The following is a 16,055-nucleotide window of genomic DNA, read 5'->3' as shown; positions in this document are numbered from 1 at the left end:
TTCCCGCCTGACCAGATTCGCGACGACCCTGGCCATGATTGCAGCGGGCTGCGGTTCGCCGACCCTGGAAGCAGACAACCCTCCGGACATGAAGACCCCGGCGAAGCAGGCGCTCGCCTCGGTGCAAGTGCCGGAGACCGTGGCGGCGGGGGCCTATCACTCCCTGGCCCTGCGCAAGAGTGGGGAGGTCTGGGCTTGGGGCAACAACCTGTCTGGCCAGCTCGGGACGGCAAGCACCCAGTCCACGGCCAGCCCCGCGCGGGTCCCGGGGCTCCCTGGAGTGAAGGCCCTCGCGGCCGGTATCAGCCACTCGCTCGCGCTGGACCTCACCGGCCAGGTCTGGGCATGGGGTCAGAACGCCTCCGGCCAGGTGGGGCTCGGTAGCGTTGGCGGCACGGTGCTGACTCCCACGAAGGTGGCGGGACTCCCCCTCATCCAGCGCATCGCGGCTGGTGGAAGCTACTCGCTGGCGCTGGATGCGGACGGCAAGGTGTGGGCCTGGGGGCAGAACACCTCTGGCCAGGTGGGCACCGGTGCCATCAGCCTCACGGTGGCGACCCCCGTGCAGGTGACAGGGCTTCCGCCCATTCAGGCCATCGCCGGTGGAGTGAACCACGCGCTGGCACTGGATGTTGACGGCAACGTGTGGGCATGGGGACAGAACACCTCCGGCCAGGTGGGCACAGGCGCTGCCAGCACCTCGGTGCTGGTCCCCGTCAAGGTCGCGGGGCTACCGGGTGCCAAGGCCATCGCAGCGGGCGCCGGTCACTCACTGGTCATCGATACGCAGTTTGGAAACGTCTGGGCCTGGGGCCAGAACAACTTCGGGCAGGTTGGCACCGGCAGCAGCACCACCACGCCCGTCCTGGCTCCCACTCCGGTGGGAGGCGTGTTCGCCGGTACTTCCATCGTCGCTGGCCACTACTTCTCTCTGGTCATCATGGGGAACGGCTTCGTGAAGGCCTGGGGCCAGAACAACTTCGGGCAGATCGGCAACGGCACCACGACGAACAGTCCCGGGTCCGTGGACGTGACAGAACTGGGAGACGCGAAGGCGATCTCGGCCGGCGCGCAGCATGCACTGGCCGTGCGCCCGGGGTGCCCGGTATGGGCATGGGGCAGCAACGGTCAGGGACGGCTCGGAAATGGCTCCATGTCCGAGGTCCCCGCGACGGTCCCGACGCAGAGCCAGCTCACCAATACGTTCTACTTCGATGGCGATGGTGACGGATTTGGCGATGAGTTCGCCAACGAGCAGGCGTGTACGCCCTCCCCAGGCTTCGTGGAAGAGATCGACTGTGACGACTTCACGTCGGCCACGCACCCTGGGGCGGCGGAGGCGTGCAACGGCGTGGACGACAACTGCGACACGGTCGTGGACGACGGCAATCCGGGGAGCAACCTGGCCTGCCCGACGACGAATCTGGGCGTCTGCGCCGCCGGGACCACTGCATGTACCGATGGCACAGTGGTCTGTGTGCAGAACGTGCAGCCCTCGAACGAGCAGTGTGATGGGCTCGACAATGACTGTGATGGGGAAGCGGATGAAGGCAACCCGGGTGGCTCGAAGTCCTGCTCGACTGGATTGCAGGGCGTGTGCGCCAGCGGAGTGACCTACTGCACGACTGGCACCCTCCACTGCGTACAGCAGACGGCTGCCTCGAGCGAGGTATGCGACGCGAAGGACAACGACTGCAATGGCTCGGTGGATGACGGTCTGGCCACAAAGACGTGGTATCGCGATGCGGACGGTGACGGCTACGGCAGCGCGAGCACCACGACGCAGAACTGCCTGCAGCCCGCCGGTTACGTCGCGAACGCACTGGATTGCAACGACGCGAACGCGAGCACCAGGCCCGGTGCCGCGGAGGCGTGCGACGGAGTGGATAACAACTGCAATGGCCAGGTGGACGAAAACGTGCAGCCGACGTGGTACTGGGATGGGGATAGGGATGGCTACGGCAACCCGAGCGTGAAGATCCTGGCTTGCTCGCAGCCGGGCGGGTACGTGTCCAACGCTGTCGACTGCAATGACGCAAGCGCCATCAGCCATCCGTGGGCCGGGGAGGTATGTGACGCCCTGGACAACAACTGCAACGGTCAGGTGGACGAAGGCGTGCAGCCGACGTGGTACCGGGATGCGGATAAGGATGCCTACGGCAACCCGAACGTGAAGACCCTGGCGTGCTCGCAGCCGTCCGGGTACGTGTCGAACTCCAGGGACTGCAATGACTCGAAGTCGACCATCAAACCCGGGGCCAAGGAGGTATGCGACGGCGTCGACAACGACTGTGATGGCCGTGAAGATGAGGGCGTGACGACGACCTACTTCCGGGACGCGGACGGAGACCGCTTCGGCAAGGCGAGCGCACCGAAACAGGCCTGCTCGTCAGCACCCTCTGGCTATGTGAGCAATGGCACGGATTGCAACGATGCCAACGCGACCACCTATCCGGGAGCCCTTGAGTATTGCTGGGACGCTGTGGACAGCAACTGCAACGGCACCATCTACGACTGCGGGTGAGTGACAGGCACCAGGACCAGCACGAGCGGCTGGGTGCAGTCCTGGTCATGGCACACGGGTGACCTTCGGCCGTGAGGTCATCCTTCCCAGTACATGGCGGAGCGGCGCATGAGTCCAACGCCGCTCCGCTGCTCCCTGGCGGCGGCTCGGACGTCGGACACGAACCCGTGAAATCGACGGCTACAGACTCGCCAGCGCCACGCGGTACAGCGCCCGGTAGCCCATGCGCGGCGCGGGCTCGAAGCGGTCCGCGTTGAAGATGTCCTTCAGCAGCGACAAGCCCTCCGGCGACGACTGGAGCGCCAGCAGCGAGGACTCCAGCGTGCTCACCAGCTCCGGCGGCAGCCCCATGGCCACGGGCACCCCGTCATTGGGCGCCTCGTCCGTGTAGGCAATCAGCTCGAACCGGCGCCCGGCTCCGGCGCCCAGCACGTCCTCCACACCCGTGGCGAACGTCAGCCCCGTGGAGGCCGGCGGGCAGAAGACGCTCGTCACGTCCGCCTTGCCGTCCAGCACCGCCTCCAGCGCGCCCCGGTACGAGCCCGTGAAGTGCTGCGCGAAGAAGGCCCGCGTCGGCTCCAGCCCCTGCGCCTTGAGGTACGCGGTCGGCAGCAGGTACCCCGCCACCGAGTCCCGGTCGACCCACGACGCCGTGGTGCCCTTCAGCCGCTCCAGGTTCAGCCCCGCCCCCGCCCGGCACACCAGCGCGGAGCGGTACGAGGACATGCCCCGGCGCACCCCGCGCACCACCACCCGCACGCCCATCGCCTCCATCCGCGCGCAGACGAAGGGCGGCGCCCAGGCAGCGTCCGCCCGCCCGGACAGCAAGTCCTTGGCGAGCGTCTCGTAGCTGGGCGCGACGTTCACCTCCACCAGCTTGCCCAGGGCCCGCTGGAGGAACGCCGCGAGCCGCTCCGCGCGCTCTCGCGCCGTCTCGTTCCCCAGCGAGGGAGGAAGACCGAAGCGGAACGAGTGTCGGGGCCCGGAGGGGACTTGCAGGGTCATTCAGCCCCCTAACTACCCCTCCCTGCCCAGTCGCGCCACTTCGTCGTCAGCCAGACCGAAAGTGGCCTGGAGCATGTCCAGGATGCGCTGCTCCGCCAGGCTCGGCTCGCCGCCCGCGTGGGCAATCTTCGTCGCCAGCCGGTAGGCCTTCACCCGCTGGGCGTGGGTGTTGAGCCCGTGCGCCAGCACCTGGAGCCGCTGGGGCAGCCCCTCCGCGGCCAGGGCGACCACCGCCTCGCTGACGAAGTTCTGCGCGCGCTCCGGGCTGACGTTCTCGAAGAGGGGGTCCGCCGCGAAGCTCTCCACCAGCGCCCGCGCCTCGGCCTCCTTCAGCTTCCCGTCCGCGGCGCTCACCAGCACCATGACCTCCGCGAACAGGCGCTCCAGGGGCTCGCCCAGCGCCTCCGCCAGGCTGCCGCCGTTCTCGATGACGTCGATGATTTGAGCCACCTCGTCCTCGGAGATGCCCAGCGCGGCCTGGAACGTCTTCAGCAGGCCCAATTCGTTGCGCGTGGCGCGCTGGTCCGCCAGCGCCACCGCCGCCGCCAGCCCGAAGGCCAGCATCCGGTTCTTGTGGTCCGGCAGCCGGCGCCGCAGCGAGGCCAGCACCTCCTCCAGGTCCTTCGCCTCGGACAGCCGCTCCGCGCTGGTCTCCACCAGGGCGTTCAGCTCTTCGGGCTTCGTGCCCTCGAATTCCGGCCGCTCCAGCACGCGGCTGAGCAGCGTCTGCATCTCCCGCTGCGAGACGCGGCCGTCGGCCATCGCGGCCAGCAGCATCGCCTCCACCAGTGCGCCGTTGCGCTCCTTGCGCGCTGTTACTGCCTGCTCTCGAGCCATGGGCTGGCGCTCCCTTGAGTGTCGTTCGAGTCCGTCGTCGGTGCCCCGGCCTCCCCCGCGTTCAGCGGGTCGGGGTTGAGCGTCTTGTCCAGCAGGTGTGACGGCCGCACGTTCATCATCGCGTTGAGCACGCTCTGACGGACGTTCGGAATCTCCTTGCCCAGCTCCTCCACCAGCCGCTGCATGCGCTTGCGCTGGAGGTTCTCCTGCGTGCCGCACAAATCACAGGGGATGATGGGGAACTGCATCATCTCCGCGAACTTCGCGATGTCCTTCTCCGGCGCGTAGCACAGCGGGCGGATGACCACGTTGCGCCCGTCGTCGCTGCGAAGCAACGGGGGCATCGCCTTGATGGAGCCGGCGAAGAAGAGGTTCAGCAGCAGCGTGTGGATGAGGTCGTCCCGGTGGTGCCCCAGGGCAATCTTCGTGCAGCCCAGCTCCACCGCCGCCGTATAGAGGATGCCGCGGCGCATCCGCGAGCACACCGAACACTGCGTCTTCCCGGGAGGCGTCTTCTCCAGGACGATGGTGTAGGTGTCCTCCTTCAGCATCTTGTAGGCGTAGCCCTCGCGCTGGAAGTATGACTCCAGCTTGTCGGCGGGGAAGCCGGGGTGGCCCTGGTCCAGGTTCACTGCCAGCAGCTCGAACTTCACGGGCGCCCGCCGCTGCAGCTCCCGCAGCAGATGGAGCATCGTGTAGGAGTCCTTGCCTCCCGACACGCCCACCATGATGCGGTCCCCCGCCTCGATGAGGCGGTGGTCCGCGATAGCCCGGCCCATGTGGCCAAGCAGACTCTTCTCCAGGCGCTGGACGTCGTTCATCGGCGTGGCCATCCTAGCGGCGGCCCGGGAAAAAACACCTCAAAGGGAAGCCCCGGTCCGCTAGCCTGCCCAGCCCGATGCCGACCTACCCGCAGGGTGCCGTGGACGTGGTGGATGCCGCAGGGGCGCAGAGCGCCACCCGCAGGCTGGAGGAGGTGCGCGAGCTGGCCGTGGACCTGGAGGCGGACTCCATGCACGCCTTCCGTGCCCGCCTGTGCTTCCTCCAGCTGGGCACCGACGATGAAGTCTTCCTCTTCGACACCCTCCAGCCCGGGGTGGAGGCCCGCCTGCTCGCCCCGCTGATGGCCGACCCGGCACGTACCAAGTTCTTCCACGCCGCGCAGGGCGACCTGCAGTTCCTCGCCGAAGTGGGCGTGCGGGTGCAGGGCCTCTTCGATACCCACCGGGCGGCCACCCTGCTGGGCTGGCCCAAGGTGGGGCTCGCGGACGTGGCCCGCGAGCGGCTGGGCGTGGAGCTGCCGAAGGAGCACCAGCAGTCCGACTTCTCCATCCGCCCGCTGCCGCCCGCCATGCGCGAGTACATCGCCAACGACGTGCGCTACCTCTGCGAGCTGGGCCGCAACGTCCGCGAGGCGTGCCGCGAGGCCGGCATCCTGGAGGAGGTGCTGCTGGACTGCGTGCGCCTGTGCGACGAGGCCGTGGCGCGCCCCGACGTGGGCACGGACTACAAGCCCAAGCTGCCGCGCGCCGGGCTGTCCCCCGCGCAGGTGACGCTGGCCAACGCCATTGCCCACGCGCTGCACCGCAAGCGGCTGGAGTGGGCGGAGAAGGAGAACGTCCCCATGGGGCGGATGCTCTCCAACATGGCGCTGGCCGACATCGCCGTGAAGCTGCCCGCCAACCCCCGCGAGCTGGCGCGCGCCGCCGGCGTGCGCGGCTCCTTCGTCCGGACGCACGGTGACGACGTGCTCGCGGTGGTGCGCGAGCTGGTGGAGAAGGGACGCAAGGGCGAGCTGGAGCCGGAGCGCGAGGCCAAGGGCCCCCGGGACTCGAACCGCCGCAAGCGCGAGGACGCCCTCAAGCAGTTCCGCGTGGAGAAGGCCACCGAGCGCAAGGTGACACCCAGCGTGGTGCTGCCCAACCCCATCCTGGACATGGTGGCCGGCCAGCCCCCGAAGAGCCTGGAGGAGCTGGCCCAGGTGCCCTACTTCGGCGAGAAGCGGCTCCAGCTCTACGGGACGGCGCTCCTCGAGCTGCTCGCCCAGTTCCCCGTGGTCAACGGCTGACACCGGGAGTGCCACCCCACCGCACGGTGCTCGCGGTGGGCGTGGGAGGCCTTGCCCTCCCGCGTCATGGGTGACACCCGCGTGGAGCGCTATCCCCGCGCCGACGCGGGTGGTGGAATGCGCGGATGCGTGGGCCATCCTGTGTCCCGCGCGCGGAGACCTTCCCGATGCGGCTTGGACACCTCGGCGCGGCCATGGGGCCCCTGCTGGCGCTCACCCTCGTGGGCTGCCTGGGCACCCGGCGGGAGCCGCCTCCGGCAAGGGCCTCGACAGCGCCCCTGACTCGGGAGGCAGCGCCCTCCGACGACGGGCCTCGCGTCCTCGTGCCGCCGGGCCTGAGGCTGGACGGGCGCGTGCGGCCCACGCGGCAGGCGGTGACGCTGGAGCTGGACCCCCGGAAGCAGGGGTTCCGCGGCACGGCGGACCTGGAGCTCTCGTTGTCGGAGTCGACGCCGGAGCTGTGGCTCCACGGCGAGGAGCTGTCCGTCGAGTCCGCCACCCTCGTCGTGAATGGCCGGCGCGTGCCGGTGGCCGCGCTTCCCATGGGCGCCGTCCTCGCCTTCATCCCCGAGGAGCCGGTGGGCCCCGGCACCGCCACGCTGCACGTGGAGTACACCGGCCGCGCGCTGGCGCAGGAGGACTCCGGCATCTTCCGCGAGCAGGAGGACGGGCGCTGGTACGCGATGACGCAGTTCGAGGCGCTGTATGCGCGGCGCGCCTTCCCCTGCTTCGACGAGCCCTCCTACAAGCTTCCCTGGCAGCTCACCCTGCGCGTGCGCGCGGAGGACGGCGCCTTCTCCAACTCGCCCGTGCAGGCGGAGGAGCGCGGCGCGGACGGCTGGAAGACGGTGCGCTTCCAGCCCACGCCGCCGCTGCCCTCGTACCTCGTGGCCTTCGCGGTGGGCCCCTTCGAGGTGGTGGACGCGGGCACCGCGGGCAGGAACGCCGTGCCGGTGCGCATGCTGGTGCCCCACGGCCGCGGCGCCGAGGCCGCCTGGGCCGCGCGCATCACCCCGCCGCTGCTGGAGCGGCTGGAGGCGTGGTTCGGCACGCCCTACCCCTTCGCCAAGCTGGACGTGGTGGCCCTGCCCGGCGTGCAGGGCGGTGCCATGGAACACCCGGGCCTCATCACCTTCGGCACGCAGGGCATGCTGGGACCGGTGGAGGGGGACTCCGTGTGGCGCCAGCGCTACTTCGCGGAGACGCAGGCGCACGAGCTGGCGCACCAGTGGTTCGGCAACCTCGTCACCATGGCGTGGTGGGATGACCTGTGGCTCAACGAGTCCTTCGCGGACTGGCTCGCCATCAAGGTGGTGACGCAGTGGCAGCCCGGGTGGCGCTGGGACGTGCGCCGCGTGGAGGCACGCGGCCACGCCATGGAGGAGGACCAGCTCGTCAGCGCGCGCAGCATCCGCCAGCCCATCCAATCCACGGGCGACATCCACGGCGCCTTCGACGGCATCACCTACGGCAAGGGCGCCGCGGTGCTGGCCATGTTCGAGTCGTGGGTGGGGCCGGACGCCTTCCAGTTGGGCGTGCAGCGCTACCTGAGGACGCACGCGCGCGGCACCGCCACCACGGCGGACTTCTTCCAGGCCCTCTCCGCCACCGTGGACCGGGACGTGGGGCCCGCCTTCTCCACGTTCCTGGACCAGCCTGGCGTGCCGCTCGTGTCCATGGCGCTGACGTGCCCGAAGGACGGTCCGCCCCGGCTCGCGCTGGAGCAGCGGCGCTACCTGCCGCTGGGCTCTCCCGGCGGGGCGCACTCGAAGCGGCCGTGGCACGTCCCCCTCTGTGTGCGCTACGTCGCGGGCGGCACGGAGGGGCGCGCCTGCACGGTGCTCACCGAGCCCACGGGCACGCTGGTGCTGGACGGGGCGAAGGGCTGTCCGGACGCGGTCCACCCCAACGCGGACGGGCGCGGCTACTACCACGCGCTGCTCCTCGGAGACGGCCTGGAGCGCCTGGCGCGCGGGGGCGGCCGGGGGCTCACCGTCCCCGAGCGCCGCGTGCTGATGGACGACGCGCGAGCCCTGGTGTCCAGCGGCGACCTGAACGTGGCCCAGGCGCTCACGCTGACCACCCGACTGCTGCGCCCGGAGGACCCGGACCTGGTCGAGGGCGCGGTGGCCGTGGTGGGCGGCGTGCGGGACGAGTTCGTCCCCACCTCACACCTGCCGCACCGCGCGCGCTTCGTGCGCGGCCTCTTCGGTCCGCTGGCGCGCCGGCTGGGCTTCGAGCAGCGCCCGGGAGAGAGCGAGGACGAGCGCATGCTGCGCCCGCTGCTGGTGTGGATGGTGGCCAACGTGGGCGAGGACCCCGCCCTGCGCGCCGAGGCCCGCCGCCTCACCCTGCGCTGGCTGGAGGACCGGAGCGTGCTGTCGCAGGACGCGGCCTACGCAGTGCTCGGCACCGCCGCTGCCAGTGGTGACGCCGCCCTGCACCAGCGCCTGCGCGAGGCCCTGCGCACCACACCGAGTGGCCGCGAGCGCGACCTCCTCTTCAACGCGCTGGGCACCTTCAAGGACCCGGCCCTTTCGCGCGCCAGCCTGGACCTGCTGCTGGCCCCGGAGGTGGACGCCCGCGAGGCGCTGCCCATCCTCTTCGGGCAGCTCGCCGAGCCGCCCACCCGCGCGGGGGCCTTCGCCTTCCTGCGCGAGCACTTCGAGTCGATGCTCCAGCGGCTGCCGCGCGACAGCGCCGCGTGGCTGCTGGCCACCGGCGGCTACTTCTGCGACGCCGGGCAGCGCCAGCAGGTGGCCGACTTCCTCGGCCCGCATGCCCTGCGAATCGACGGTGGAGCGCGCGCCCTCGCGCAGTCCCTGGAGCGCGTGGACCTGTGCATCGCCCAGCGCGAGGCACTGCGCCCCGGGCTGGAGCGCTTCCTCGGCGGCTACTGACTCAGTGCATGCCGGGTGAGGACATCTGCGCGTAGGTGAGGTCCTTGAGCTCCTCGAAGAGCGGCGCGGGTGCCGTGGTGTGCGCCTGCGCGTACTCCTCGACCTCCGATGGTACGAGGGTGAGCTGTGCCATGGCCCACCGCTTAACACGTACCTCCGGGCCCCCCACTTCGGGTTGCCGCGGGACGCAGCGTGCATAACTTTGTCGCCCTCGGAGGTGCGCGCAATGCTGGGAGCCAGAGTGGACGGTGCACGCGCGGATGTGGCCCGATGCATCGCCGCGAGCCTCCAGTGCCAGGCGTCCTGTGAAGAGGGCATGGCGCGAATGGTGGCTCGTGGACAGCCGGTGAGCGGGGAGATGGTCCGCCTGCTGCGGCAGTGTGCGGAGCTGTGCGAGCTGAACGTGCGCGCGTTGCAGAAGGAGAGCCGGCTGGGCCGCCGTACCACCAGCCTGTGCTTCGAGCTGGGCAACCGCGTGGCCCGTACCGCGTGGCTGGACGCGGAGGACCCGGACTCGTACGCGCTCGCGCGCGATGCGCTGCAGCTGGCCCGCGCGTGCCGGCCCCTGCTGTTCGCCCACTGACACTTGCTCAGAGGGAGATGCCGTAGAGCGCGCCGTACTTCTCCCGCAGGTAGGCCAGGAAGTCCGTGTCGGTGAGGCCCCGACCCGTCACCCCGCGCACCAGCTCCTCGGCGGGAAGGCGGAAGCCCTGGGTGTGGACGTTGGCGCGCAGCCAGTCCCGCAGGGGCAGCAGCTCGCCCCGGCGCAGGTGGCCCGTGAGGTCCGGAATCGCCCGCTCCGCCGCGCGGTAGAGGGACGCCGCGTAGAGGTTGCCCAGCGAGTACGTGGGGAAGTAGCCCAGCTCGCCCCAGGCCCAGTGGATGTCCTGGAGCACCCCGCGCGTGTCGTCGGGCGGAGTGATTCCCAGGTACTTCTCCATGCGCGCATTCCACGCGGCGGGCAGCTCCGCCAGCGGCAGCTCGTCGCGCACCAGCAGCAGCTCCAGCTCGTAGCGCAGGGCGATGTGCAGGTTGTACGTCACCTCGTCCGACTCAATCCGGATGAGCGAGGGACTCACCTCGTTGACGGCCGCGTGGAAGCCGTCCACGTCCACGCCGGACAGGGCGTCCGGGAAGGCGGCGCGCAGCGCGGGGAAGTAGTGCTCCCAGAAGGGCCGGCTCCGGCCGACGATGTTCTCCCAGAGCCGGGACTGGGACTCGTGCAGGCCCATGGAGGGCGCGGCGGCCAGCGGGGTGCGGTAGTGCTCGGGCGAGAAGCCCTGCTCGTACAGGCCGTGGCCCGCCTCGTGGATGGTGCTGAAGATGGCGGGCAGCGGGCTGGACTCGTCCAGGTGCGTGGTGAGGCGCACGTCCTGCGGGTGCGTGCCTCCGGTGAAGGGGTGGATGCTGACGTCCTGCCGGCCCGCCTCCAGGTCGAAGCCGATGTCCTTGAGCAGCCGCAGCGTGAAGGCCCACTGCGCGTCCTTGTCGTACCGGCGCCCGTCGAAGAGGCGGGGCACCGAGCGGCGCGCGGCGGCGAGCCTGCCCGCCATGGGGATGAGCTGCTCGCGCAGCGCGGCCAGCACGGGGGTGAGCCGCTCCACGCGCATGCCGGGCTCATGGCCCTCCAGCAGCGCGTCATAGCGCTCACCGCCATGGCCGTAGGCGTCCGCCTGCTCGCGGCGCAGCTGCAAGAGGCGCCCCAGCGCGGGCTGGAAGACGGCGAAGCTCTTCTCCTTGCGCGCCTCCCGCCAGGCGTGGAGGGCGCGGCTCTGCGCCTCCGCCAGGGCCTTCACCAGGGCGGAGGGCACGCGCACCTCGCGCTCCCGCTCCCGGGTGAGCACGCGCACCATGGCGCGCGCATCCTCGGAGAGGTCCTGGGAGGAGGCCTTCGCCAGGGCCTCGCCCAGCCGGGGGTCCACCAGGCGCTCGTGGTACAGCCCCTGGAGGGTGGACAGCTGATGGGCACGCGCGGGGGCCGCCTTGGCGGGCAGGTACGTCTCCTGGTCCCAGGTGGCCAGGCCGACGAGGCCTTGGAGGTCGCGAAGCTCCTGCATTCGGGAGAGCAGCCAGGTTTCCATGCCGGAGATTCTAACCGCGCTTCGCGGCGGACTTTCGCGGGAGACGTACTCAGGGGTATGAGGGCTGCGCGATGGCCAACGTCCTTCAGTTCTTCATGTCCCCCGACGACGAAGTCGCCTTCTTCCGCTTCCTGGAGCGCTTCACGCTGGAGGTCTACCCGCGGCGCGTCCCCGAGGACTGGAAGACCTTCCGCGCGAGCATGGAGAACCTCCCCAGAATCCCGCCCGAGGACCTGTACATGGTGGCCTCGGAGCTGGGGCCCGCCATCGTCGACAAGGTGAAGCGGGGGCCCGACAAGGGGTACTGGCGCATCGACGAGGTGCGCTCGCCCGTCATCTTCATGGAGCGCTCGCGCCCCAACGAGGAGGGGGAGCTGCTCAGCGGCCAGTTCTGGGCGGAGCTGGACATCACCGCGCAGACGGGCCGCAAGAACGCGGCTCCGGACCAGTTCCGGCGCCTGTTCCTGGAGATTGAGGAGTTCGTGAAGAAGACCTACCGCAAGGGCGACCCCAAGGGCTTCCTCGTCGGCCCCAAGGCCGCGCGCCTCTACAAGGAAGGCCTGGTGCTGCGCGACTCCGCGTTCCGCGGCGGCACGGTGGCGCCGTACAAGTAGGCGCCACCGCGCGGGTGGCTAGGAGCCGGTGGCCGCCTCGGCCACCTTGCGGAGCATGGGCGCCTCGGAGACGAACTTCAGCTCCGGGTGCTTGTCCTCGGCGTGCTGGAGCGCCCAGTCGTCGCGGAAGAGCACCAGCGGCAGCCCGTCGCGGTCCTGCACCGTCTGGCGGTTGCCCTCCCAGTCGAACGACTTGGGGTCGAAGTTGGGGCCCACCACCCAGCGCGCGTGGCTGAAGGGCAGCCGGTCCAGGGCAATCTTCGCCCCGTACTCGTGCTCCAGCCGGTACTGCAGCACCTCGAACTGGAGGGCGCCCACCACGCCGACGATGGGGTCCTTCATGCCCATCTGCAGCTGCTGGAAGATCTGCACCGTGCCCTCCTCGGAGAGCTGCTCCAGGCCCTTCTCCATCTGCTTGCGGCGGAGCGGGTCCTTCGAGCGCACCACGGCGAAGAACTCGGGGCTGAAGCGCGGCACGCCCTCGAACTCCACGTCGGTGCTGCCCTCGGCCAGCGTGTCGCCGATGCGGTACTGCCCCGGGTCGAACAGGCCGATGACGTCTCCGGGCCACGCGTCTTCAATCGCCGTGCGCTCGGCGGCCATGAACTGGCTCGGCTTGGCCAGGCGCACTTCCTTGCCCAGGCGCGAGTGGTAGGCGCTCATGCCCTTCGTGTAGCGCCCGCTCACCACGCGCATGAAGGCGATGCGGTCTCGGTGCGCCGGGTCCATGTTCGCCTGAATCTTGAAGACGAAGCCCGCGAACTTCGGGTTCGTCGGGTCGCGCGGGCCCGTCTTCGTGGGGCGAGGGGTGGGCGCGGGCGCCAGGTCCAGGAACTCGTCCAGGAAGGGGCGCACGCCGAAGTTCGTCATCGCGCTGCCGAAGAACATCGGCGACAGCTGCCCCGAGTCGTGCTTCTCGCGGGTGAACTCGTCACCGCCGATGTCCAGCAGCTCGATGTCGCCGTGGAGCTTCTCCAGCTCGGACTCGGAGAGGACGCTCTTGATTTCGTCCGAGTCGATGGACACCGAGCGCTCGGCCACCTCGGACTCGCCGTGGGAGCCCTCGGCGGAGAAGAGGTGGACGACGCGGGCCTTCCGGTCATAGACGCCGCGGAAGTCCGGCCCCATGCCGATGGGCCAGTTCATCGGGTAGGAGCGGATGCCGAGCACCTGCTCCAGCTCGTCCATGAGGTCCAGCGGCTCGCGGCCGTACCGGTCCAGCTTGTTGACGAAGGTGAAGATGGGGATGCCGCGCAGGCGGCAGACCTTGAAGAGCTTCTTCGTCTGGGGCTCGACGCCCTTCGCGGCGTCGATGAGCATCACCGCCGAGTCGGCCGCCGCCAGCGTGCGGTAGGTGTCCTCGGAGAAGTCCTGGTGGCCCGGGGTGTCCAGCAGGTTCACCGCGTGGTCGCGGTAGACGAACTGGAGCACGGACGACGTCACGGAGATTCCGCGCTCTTTCTCCAGCTCCATCCAGTCGCTGGTGGCGTGCCGCCGCGCGCGCTTGGCCTTGACGCTGCCGGCCAGGTGGATGGCGCCGCCGTAGAGCAGCAGCTTCTCCGTGAGCGTGGTCTTTCCCGCGTCGGGGTGGGAGATGATCGCGAAGGTGCGCCGCCGGGCGACCTCCCTGTCGAGCTCGTTCGTCATGACCCGAGGCCAACTATCACGCGCGGTCTTTCCTTGCAGCCCGCAACGAGCGCCGGGCGGTCAGGCCGGACCCCATGCGGCGGAACGGGCCTTCTCCTCCGAGCGGCGGGGCTCCCAGGGCCCCGGGTGGGAGCCGCCTCTCCCGCCAGCGCTCCCCAGCCAGGCAGCCGACGCCAGGCGGTGGAGCACGCCCCGGCGGTAAGGACTCCCGCGCAGGCAGGTTGGCGCCGCGAGGCCCGCCTGCCTGCCAGGACAGGCGTGGGAGGGGCCGGGGGTGGACGTCGGTCTCCGGGCCACCCACCTTCGAGGTAGTCATGGGCACGAAATGGAAGGACAACATCGACGTCGCCGACATGCTGGAGCGTGTGGCGGACCTGCTGGAAGAGCAGGACTCCATGCCGTTCCGGGTGAATGCCTACCGGAAGGCCGCGACCTCCATCGCGACGTGGCCGACGGCGGTGGCGGAGGTGCTCGCCTCGGAGGGTGAGGCGGGGCTGCGAAAGCTGCCGGGAGTGGGCAGGAGCATCGCGGCGGCGGTGGCGGAGTTCGTGCGGACGGGGCAGCTCGGCATGCTCGATCGGCTGGAGTCCGAGGCCACACCCGAGCGGCTCCTCGCCAGCGTGCCGGGCATCGGTCCGGAGCTGGCGCGGCGCATCCATGAGGAGCTCGGGGTGCAGACGCTGGAGGAGCTGGAGCAGGCGGCGCACGACGGGAGGCTGGAGAAGGTGGAGGGCTTCGGGCCCCGGCGCGGACAGCAGGTGCGCGAGCTGCTGGAGACGCGGCTGGGGCAGAGCCGGCGGAGGGCGGCGCGCCTGCATGCGACACCGGCACGGGGCGCGCAGCCGGAATTGGGGCTGCTGCTCCAGGTGGACGAGGAGTACCGCCGACGCTCGGCGGAGGGAGCGCTGCGGACGATTGCACCGCGCCGCTTCAACCCCTCGGGCGAGGCGTGGCTGCCGGTGCTGCGCCGCAAGGTGGAGGGGTGGAACATCCGGGCCCTGTTCTCGAACACGGCGCTGGCACACCAGCAGGGCACCACGAAGGACTGGGTGGTCCTCTACTTCGACAAGGACGAGGAGGAGGGCCAGTGCACCGTCGTCACCGCGCACGGAGGCCCGCTCGACGGCAAGCGCGTGGTGCGCGGGCGCGAGGTGGAGTGCCTCGCGTTCTACGGCGTGGAGTCCGAGGAGGCCGAGGTGCCTCAACCCGGCGCGTGAAGCCAGGAAGCAGGGCCCGGACACGCCGGGCCCCGCGGGTGTCACGGCTCAGTCGTACGTCGCGATGTACTGGAAGATGGCGGCGTAGAACTCGGGCTCGTCGAAGGTGTCCGGACCCACGCCCACCACGTCCAGGTGGTCCTGGGAGATGACGCTGGAGGTGGACGTCATCTGCGCGCTGGTCGGCGCGTTGAGGTTCGTCACCTGCGCGATGGCGTCATTCGCCACCGAGTCGAAGCCGAGCGCCGACTCGGAGTAGCGCAGCCGGTAGCCCATCTGCTGCGAGTTGATGCCCACGAGGCCGTCGTCGTCCGCCTCGTTGCGGACGCCGTCGCCGCAGCCGCCCGCGCCGTCGTTGTCGCCGTCGTTGGCGCAGTACCCGTCCCCGTCGATGTCGAAGAAGAACTCGGACAGCAGGTACAGCGCCGGGTTCACATTTGCCCCGTTCTGCGCGGTGATGAGCGACACGTAGCGGCCCGCGTAGCTGGTGCTCACCGGGTACTTGTCGTTGAACGCCTTCATGCCCGTGGTGACGCCGTCCGTGGCCGAGTAGTCGTTGTAGACGAGCTGCTTGGCGCCCGCGAACGCGTCATTGCCCGCCCGGTACACGACGTCGCCGTAGTACTCCGCCAGCGCGGCGACGACACTGCTGACGCCCGGCTTCAGGTCCAGGATGTACTTCGCCACCGGAGAGCCCCGGTGCGGCGAGGACACGCTCACCAGCACCGCCACCGTCGTGACACCGCGCCGCTCGCGCAGCACCCGCGCCGCCTTGCGCGCGTCGATGCCACCCTGCGAGTGACCGATGAGGTTCACCTTCGACGCGCCGGAGCTCGCCATGAAGCCCTCGATGTCGTTCGCCAGGTCCAGCCCCCGTACTTCCGAGGACTGGAACGGCGCCACCTGGGCCACGAAGGACTTCTGCCCCGCGTCGATGTCCTCGTTGCAGTCCGTCTCGAGGAACGCGTCACACGCGTCCCCCACGAACATGCCGAAGTCGTTACCCCAGTAGTCGTAGCCGAGCAGGTCGTCGAACCCGCCCATGCCATGCGCGAACACCACCGGGTACGTCGTCTTCGCAGCGCCCGCACGGGCCTCGGGCGCAAGCCCGAGCACTCCCGCGCACACCACTGTCACGAGGACTGCCTGAAGCCTCTTCATC

13 protein-coding genes are annotated in these 16,055 nt (G+C 70.1%); 6 read left to right on the top strand and 7 right to left on the bottom strand.

Going from position 1 to position 16,055, the window contains the following annotated elements:
- The first annotated feature begins 88 nt into the window (after positions 1-88).
- Positions 89-2,524, top strand: coding sequence for an RCC1 domain-containing protein (locus G4D85_RS07430; RefSeq protein WP_164009468.1), 2,436 nt, complete (start codon positions 89-91; stop codon positions 2,522-2,524).
- Between the two features lie 180 nt (positions 2,525-2,704).
- Here the strand turns inward: G4D85_RS07430 and G4D85_RS07425 are convergent, their stop codons facing one another.
- The 3 genes from G4D85_RS07425 to ttcA are packed head-to-tail and all read right to left on the bottom strand — an operon-like array spanning position 2,705 to position 5,199.
- Positions 2,705-3,529, bottom strand: coding sequence for a phosphate/phosphite/phosphonate ABC transporter substrate-binding protein (locus G4D85_RS07425; RefSeq protein WP_164009466.1), 825 nt, complete (start codon positions 3,527-3,529; stop codon positions 2,705-2,707).
- Positions 3,530-3,541: 12 nt separating this feature from the next.
- On the bottom strand, positions 3,542-4,366 hold the full coding sequence (locus tag G4D85_RS07420) for a tellurite resistance TerB family protein (RefSeq protein WP_164009464.1): 825 nt from the start codon (positions 4,364-4,366) through the stop codon (positions 3,542-3,544).
- Entirely contained in the window at positions 4,345-5,199 is an 855-nt protein-coding gene (gene ttcA / locus G4D85_RS07415) for a tRNA 2-thiocytidine(32) synthetase TtcA (protein WP_164009462.1), read from the bottom strand. Before ttcA ends, G4D85_RS07420 begins: the two co-directional genes overlap by 22 nt.
- Before the next feature lie 65 nt (positions 5,200-5,264).
- Here ttcA and G4D85_RS07410 point away from each other — a divergent pair, with 65 nt between their 5' ends.
- The gene (locus tag G4D85_RS07410) at positions 5,265-6,434 is read left to right on the top strand and encodes a ribonuclease D (RefSeq protein WP_164009460.1); all 1,170 of its coding nucleotides are present in this window, start codon (positions 5,265-5,267) and stop codon (positions 6,432-6,434) included.
- A 167-nt stretch (positions 6,435-6,601) separates the two neighbouring features.
- On the top strand, positions 6,602-9,334 hold the full coding sequence (locus tag G4D85_RS07405; RefSeq protein ID WP_164009458.1) for a M1 family metallopeptidase: 2,733 nt from the start codon (positions 6,602-6,604) through the stop codon (positions 9,332-9,334).
- Position 9,335: 1 nt separating this feature from the next.
- Here G4D85_RS07405 and G4D85_RS50200 read toward each other — a convergent pair whose 3' ends face one another.
- Positions 9,336-9,467: a hypothetical protein gene (locus G4D85_RS50200; RefSeq protein ID WP_275900271.1), complete on the bottom strand. Its 132-nt coding sequence runs from the start codon at positions 9,465-9,467 to the stop codon at positions 9,336-9,338.
- A gap of 93 nt (positions 9,468-9,560) precedes the next feature.
- On the opposite strand from G4D85_RS50200, the gene G4D85_RS07395 reads away from it, so the two are divergent.
- Complete coding sequence (locus G4D85_RS07395) at positions 9,561-9,917, top strand: four-helix bundle copper-binding protein (protein WP_240359132.1); 357 nt, start codon at positions 9,561-9,563, stop codon at positions 9,915-9,917.
- Positions 9,918-9,924: 7 nt separating this feature from the next.
- Here the strand turns inward: G4D85_RS07395 and G4D85_RS07390 are convergent, their stop codons facing one another.
- Positions 9,925-11,415, bottom strand: a complete 1,491-nt coding sequence (locus G4D85_RS07390) for a carboxypeptidase M32 (RefSeq protein ID WP_164009454.1) — start codon at positions 11,413-11,415, stop codon at positions 9,925-9,927.
- Positions 11,416-11,486: 71 nt separating this feature from the next.
- Here G4D85_RS07390 and G4D85_RS07385 point away from each other — a divergent pair, with 71 nt between their 5' ends.
- A complete protein-coding gene (locus G4D85_RS07385; RefSeq protein ID WP_164009452.1) occupies positions 11,487-12,029 on the top strand; it encodes a hypothetical protein in 543 nt (180 codons plus the stop codon).
- Positions 12,030-12,047: 18 nt separating this feature from the next.
- On the opposite strand, the gene G4D85_RS07380 is transcribed toward G4D85_RS07385, so the two are convergent.
- Positions 12,048-13,676 (bottom strand): peptide chain release factor 3, encoded by a 1,629-nt coding sequence (locus G4D85_RS07380; protein ID WP_164009450.1) that lies wholly within the window; start codon positions 13,674-13,676, stop codon positions 12,048-12,050.
- Between the two features lie 314 nt (positions 13,677-13,990).
- Between G4D85_RS07380 and G4D85_RS07375 the strand changes: the two genes are divergently transcribed.
- Entirely contained in the window at positions 13,991-14,893 is a 903-nt protein-coding gene (locus tag G4D85_RS07375) for a helix-hairpin-helix domain-containing protein (RefSeq protein ID WP_164009448.1), read from the top strand.
- A 48-nt stretch (positions 14,894-14,941) separates the two neighbouring features.
- Here the strand turns inward: G4D85_RS07375 and G4D85_RS07370 are convergent, their stop codons facing one another.
- Positions 14,942-16,054, bottom strand: coding sequence for an esterase/lipase family protein (locus G4D85_RS07370; RefSeq protein ID WP_164009446.1), 1,113 nt, complete (start codon positions 16,052-16,054; stop codon positions 14,942-14,944).
- Between the last annotated feature and the right edge of the window lies 1 nt (position 16,055).

This window comes from Pyxidicoccus trucidator (assembly GCF_010894435.1).
Taxonomy (GTDB): Bacteria; Myxococcota; Myxococcia; order Myxococcales; family Myxococcaceae; genus Myxococcus; species Myxococcus trucidator.
Note: the sequence above shows the minus strand (reverse complement) of the source record. Positions and strands in the feature narration are given on the sequence as shown.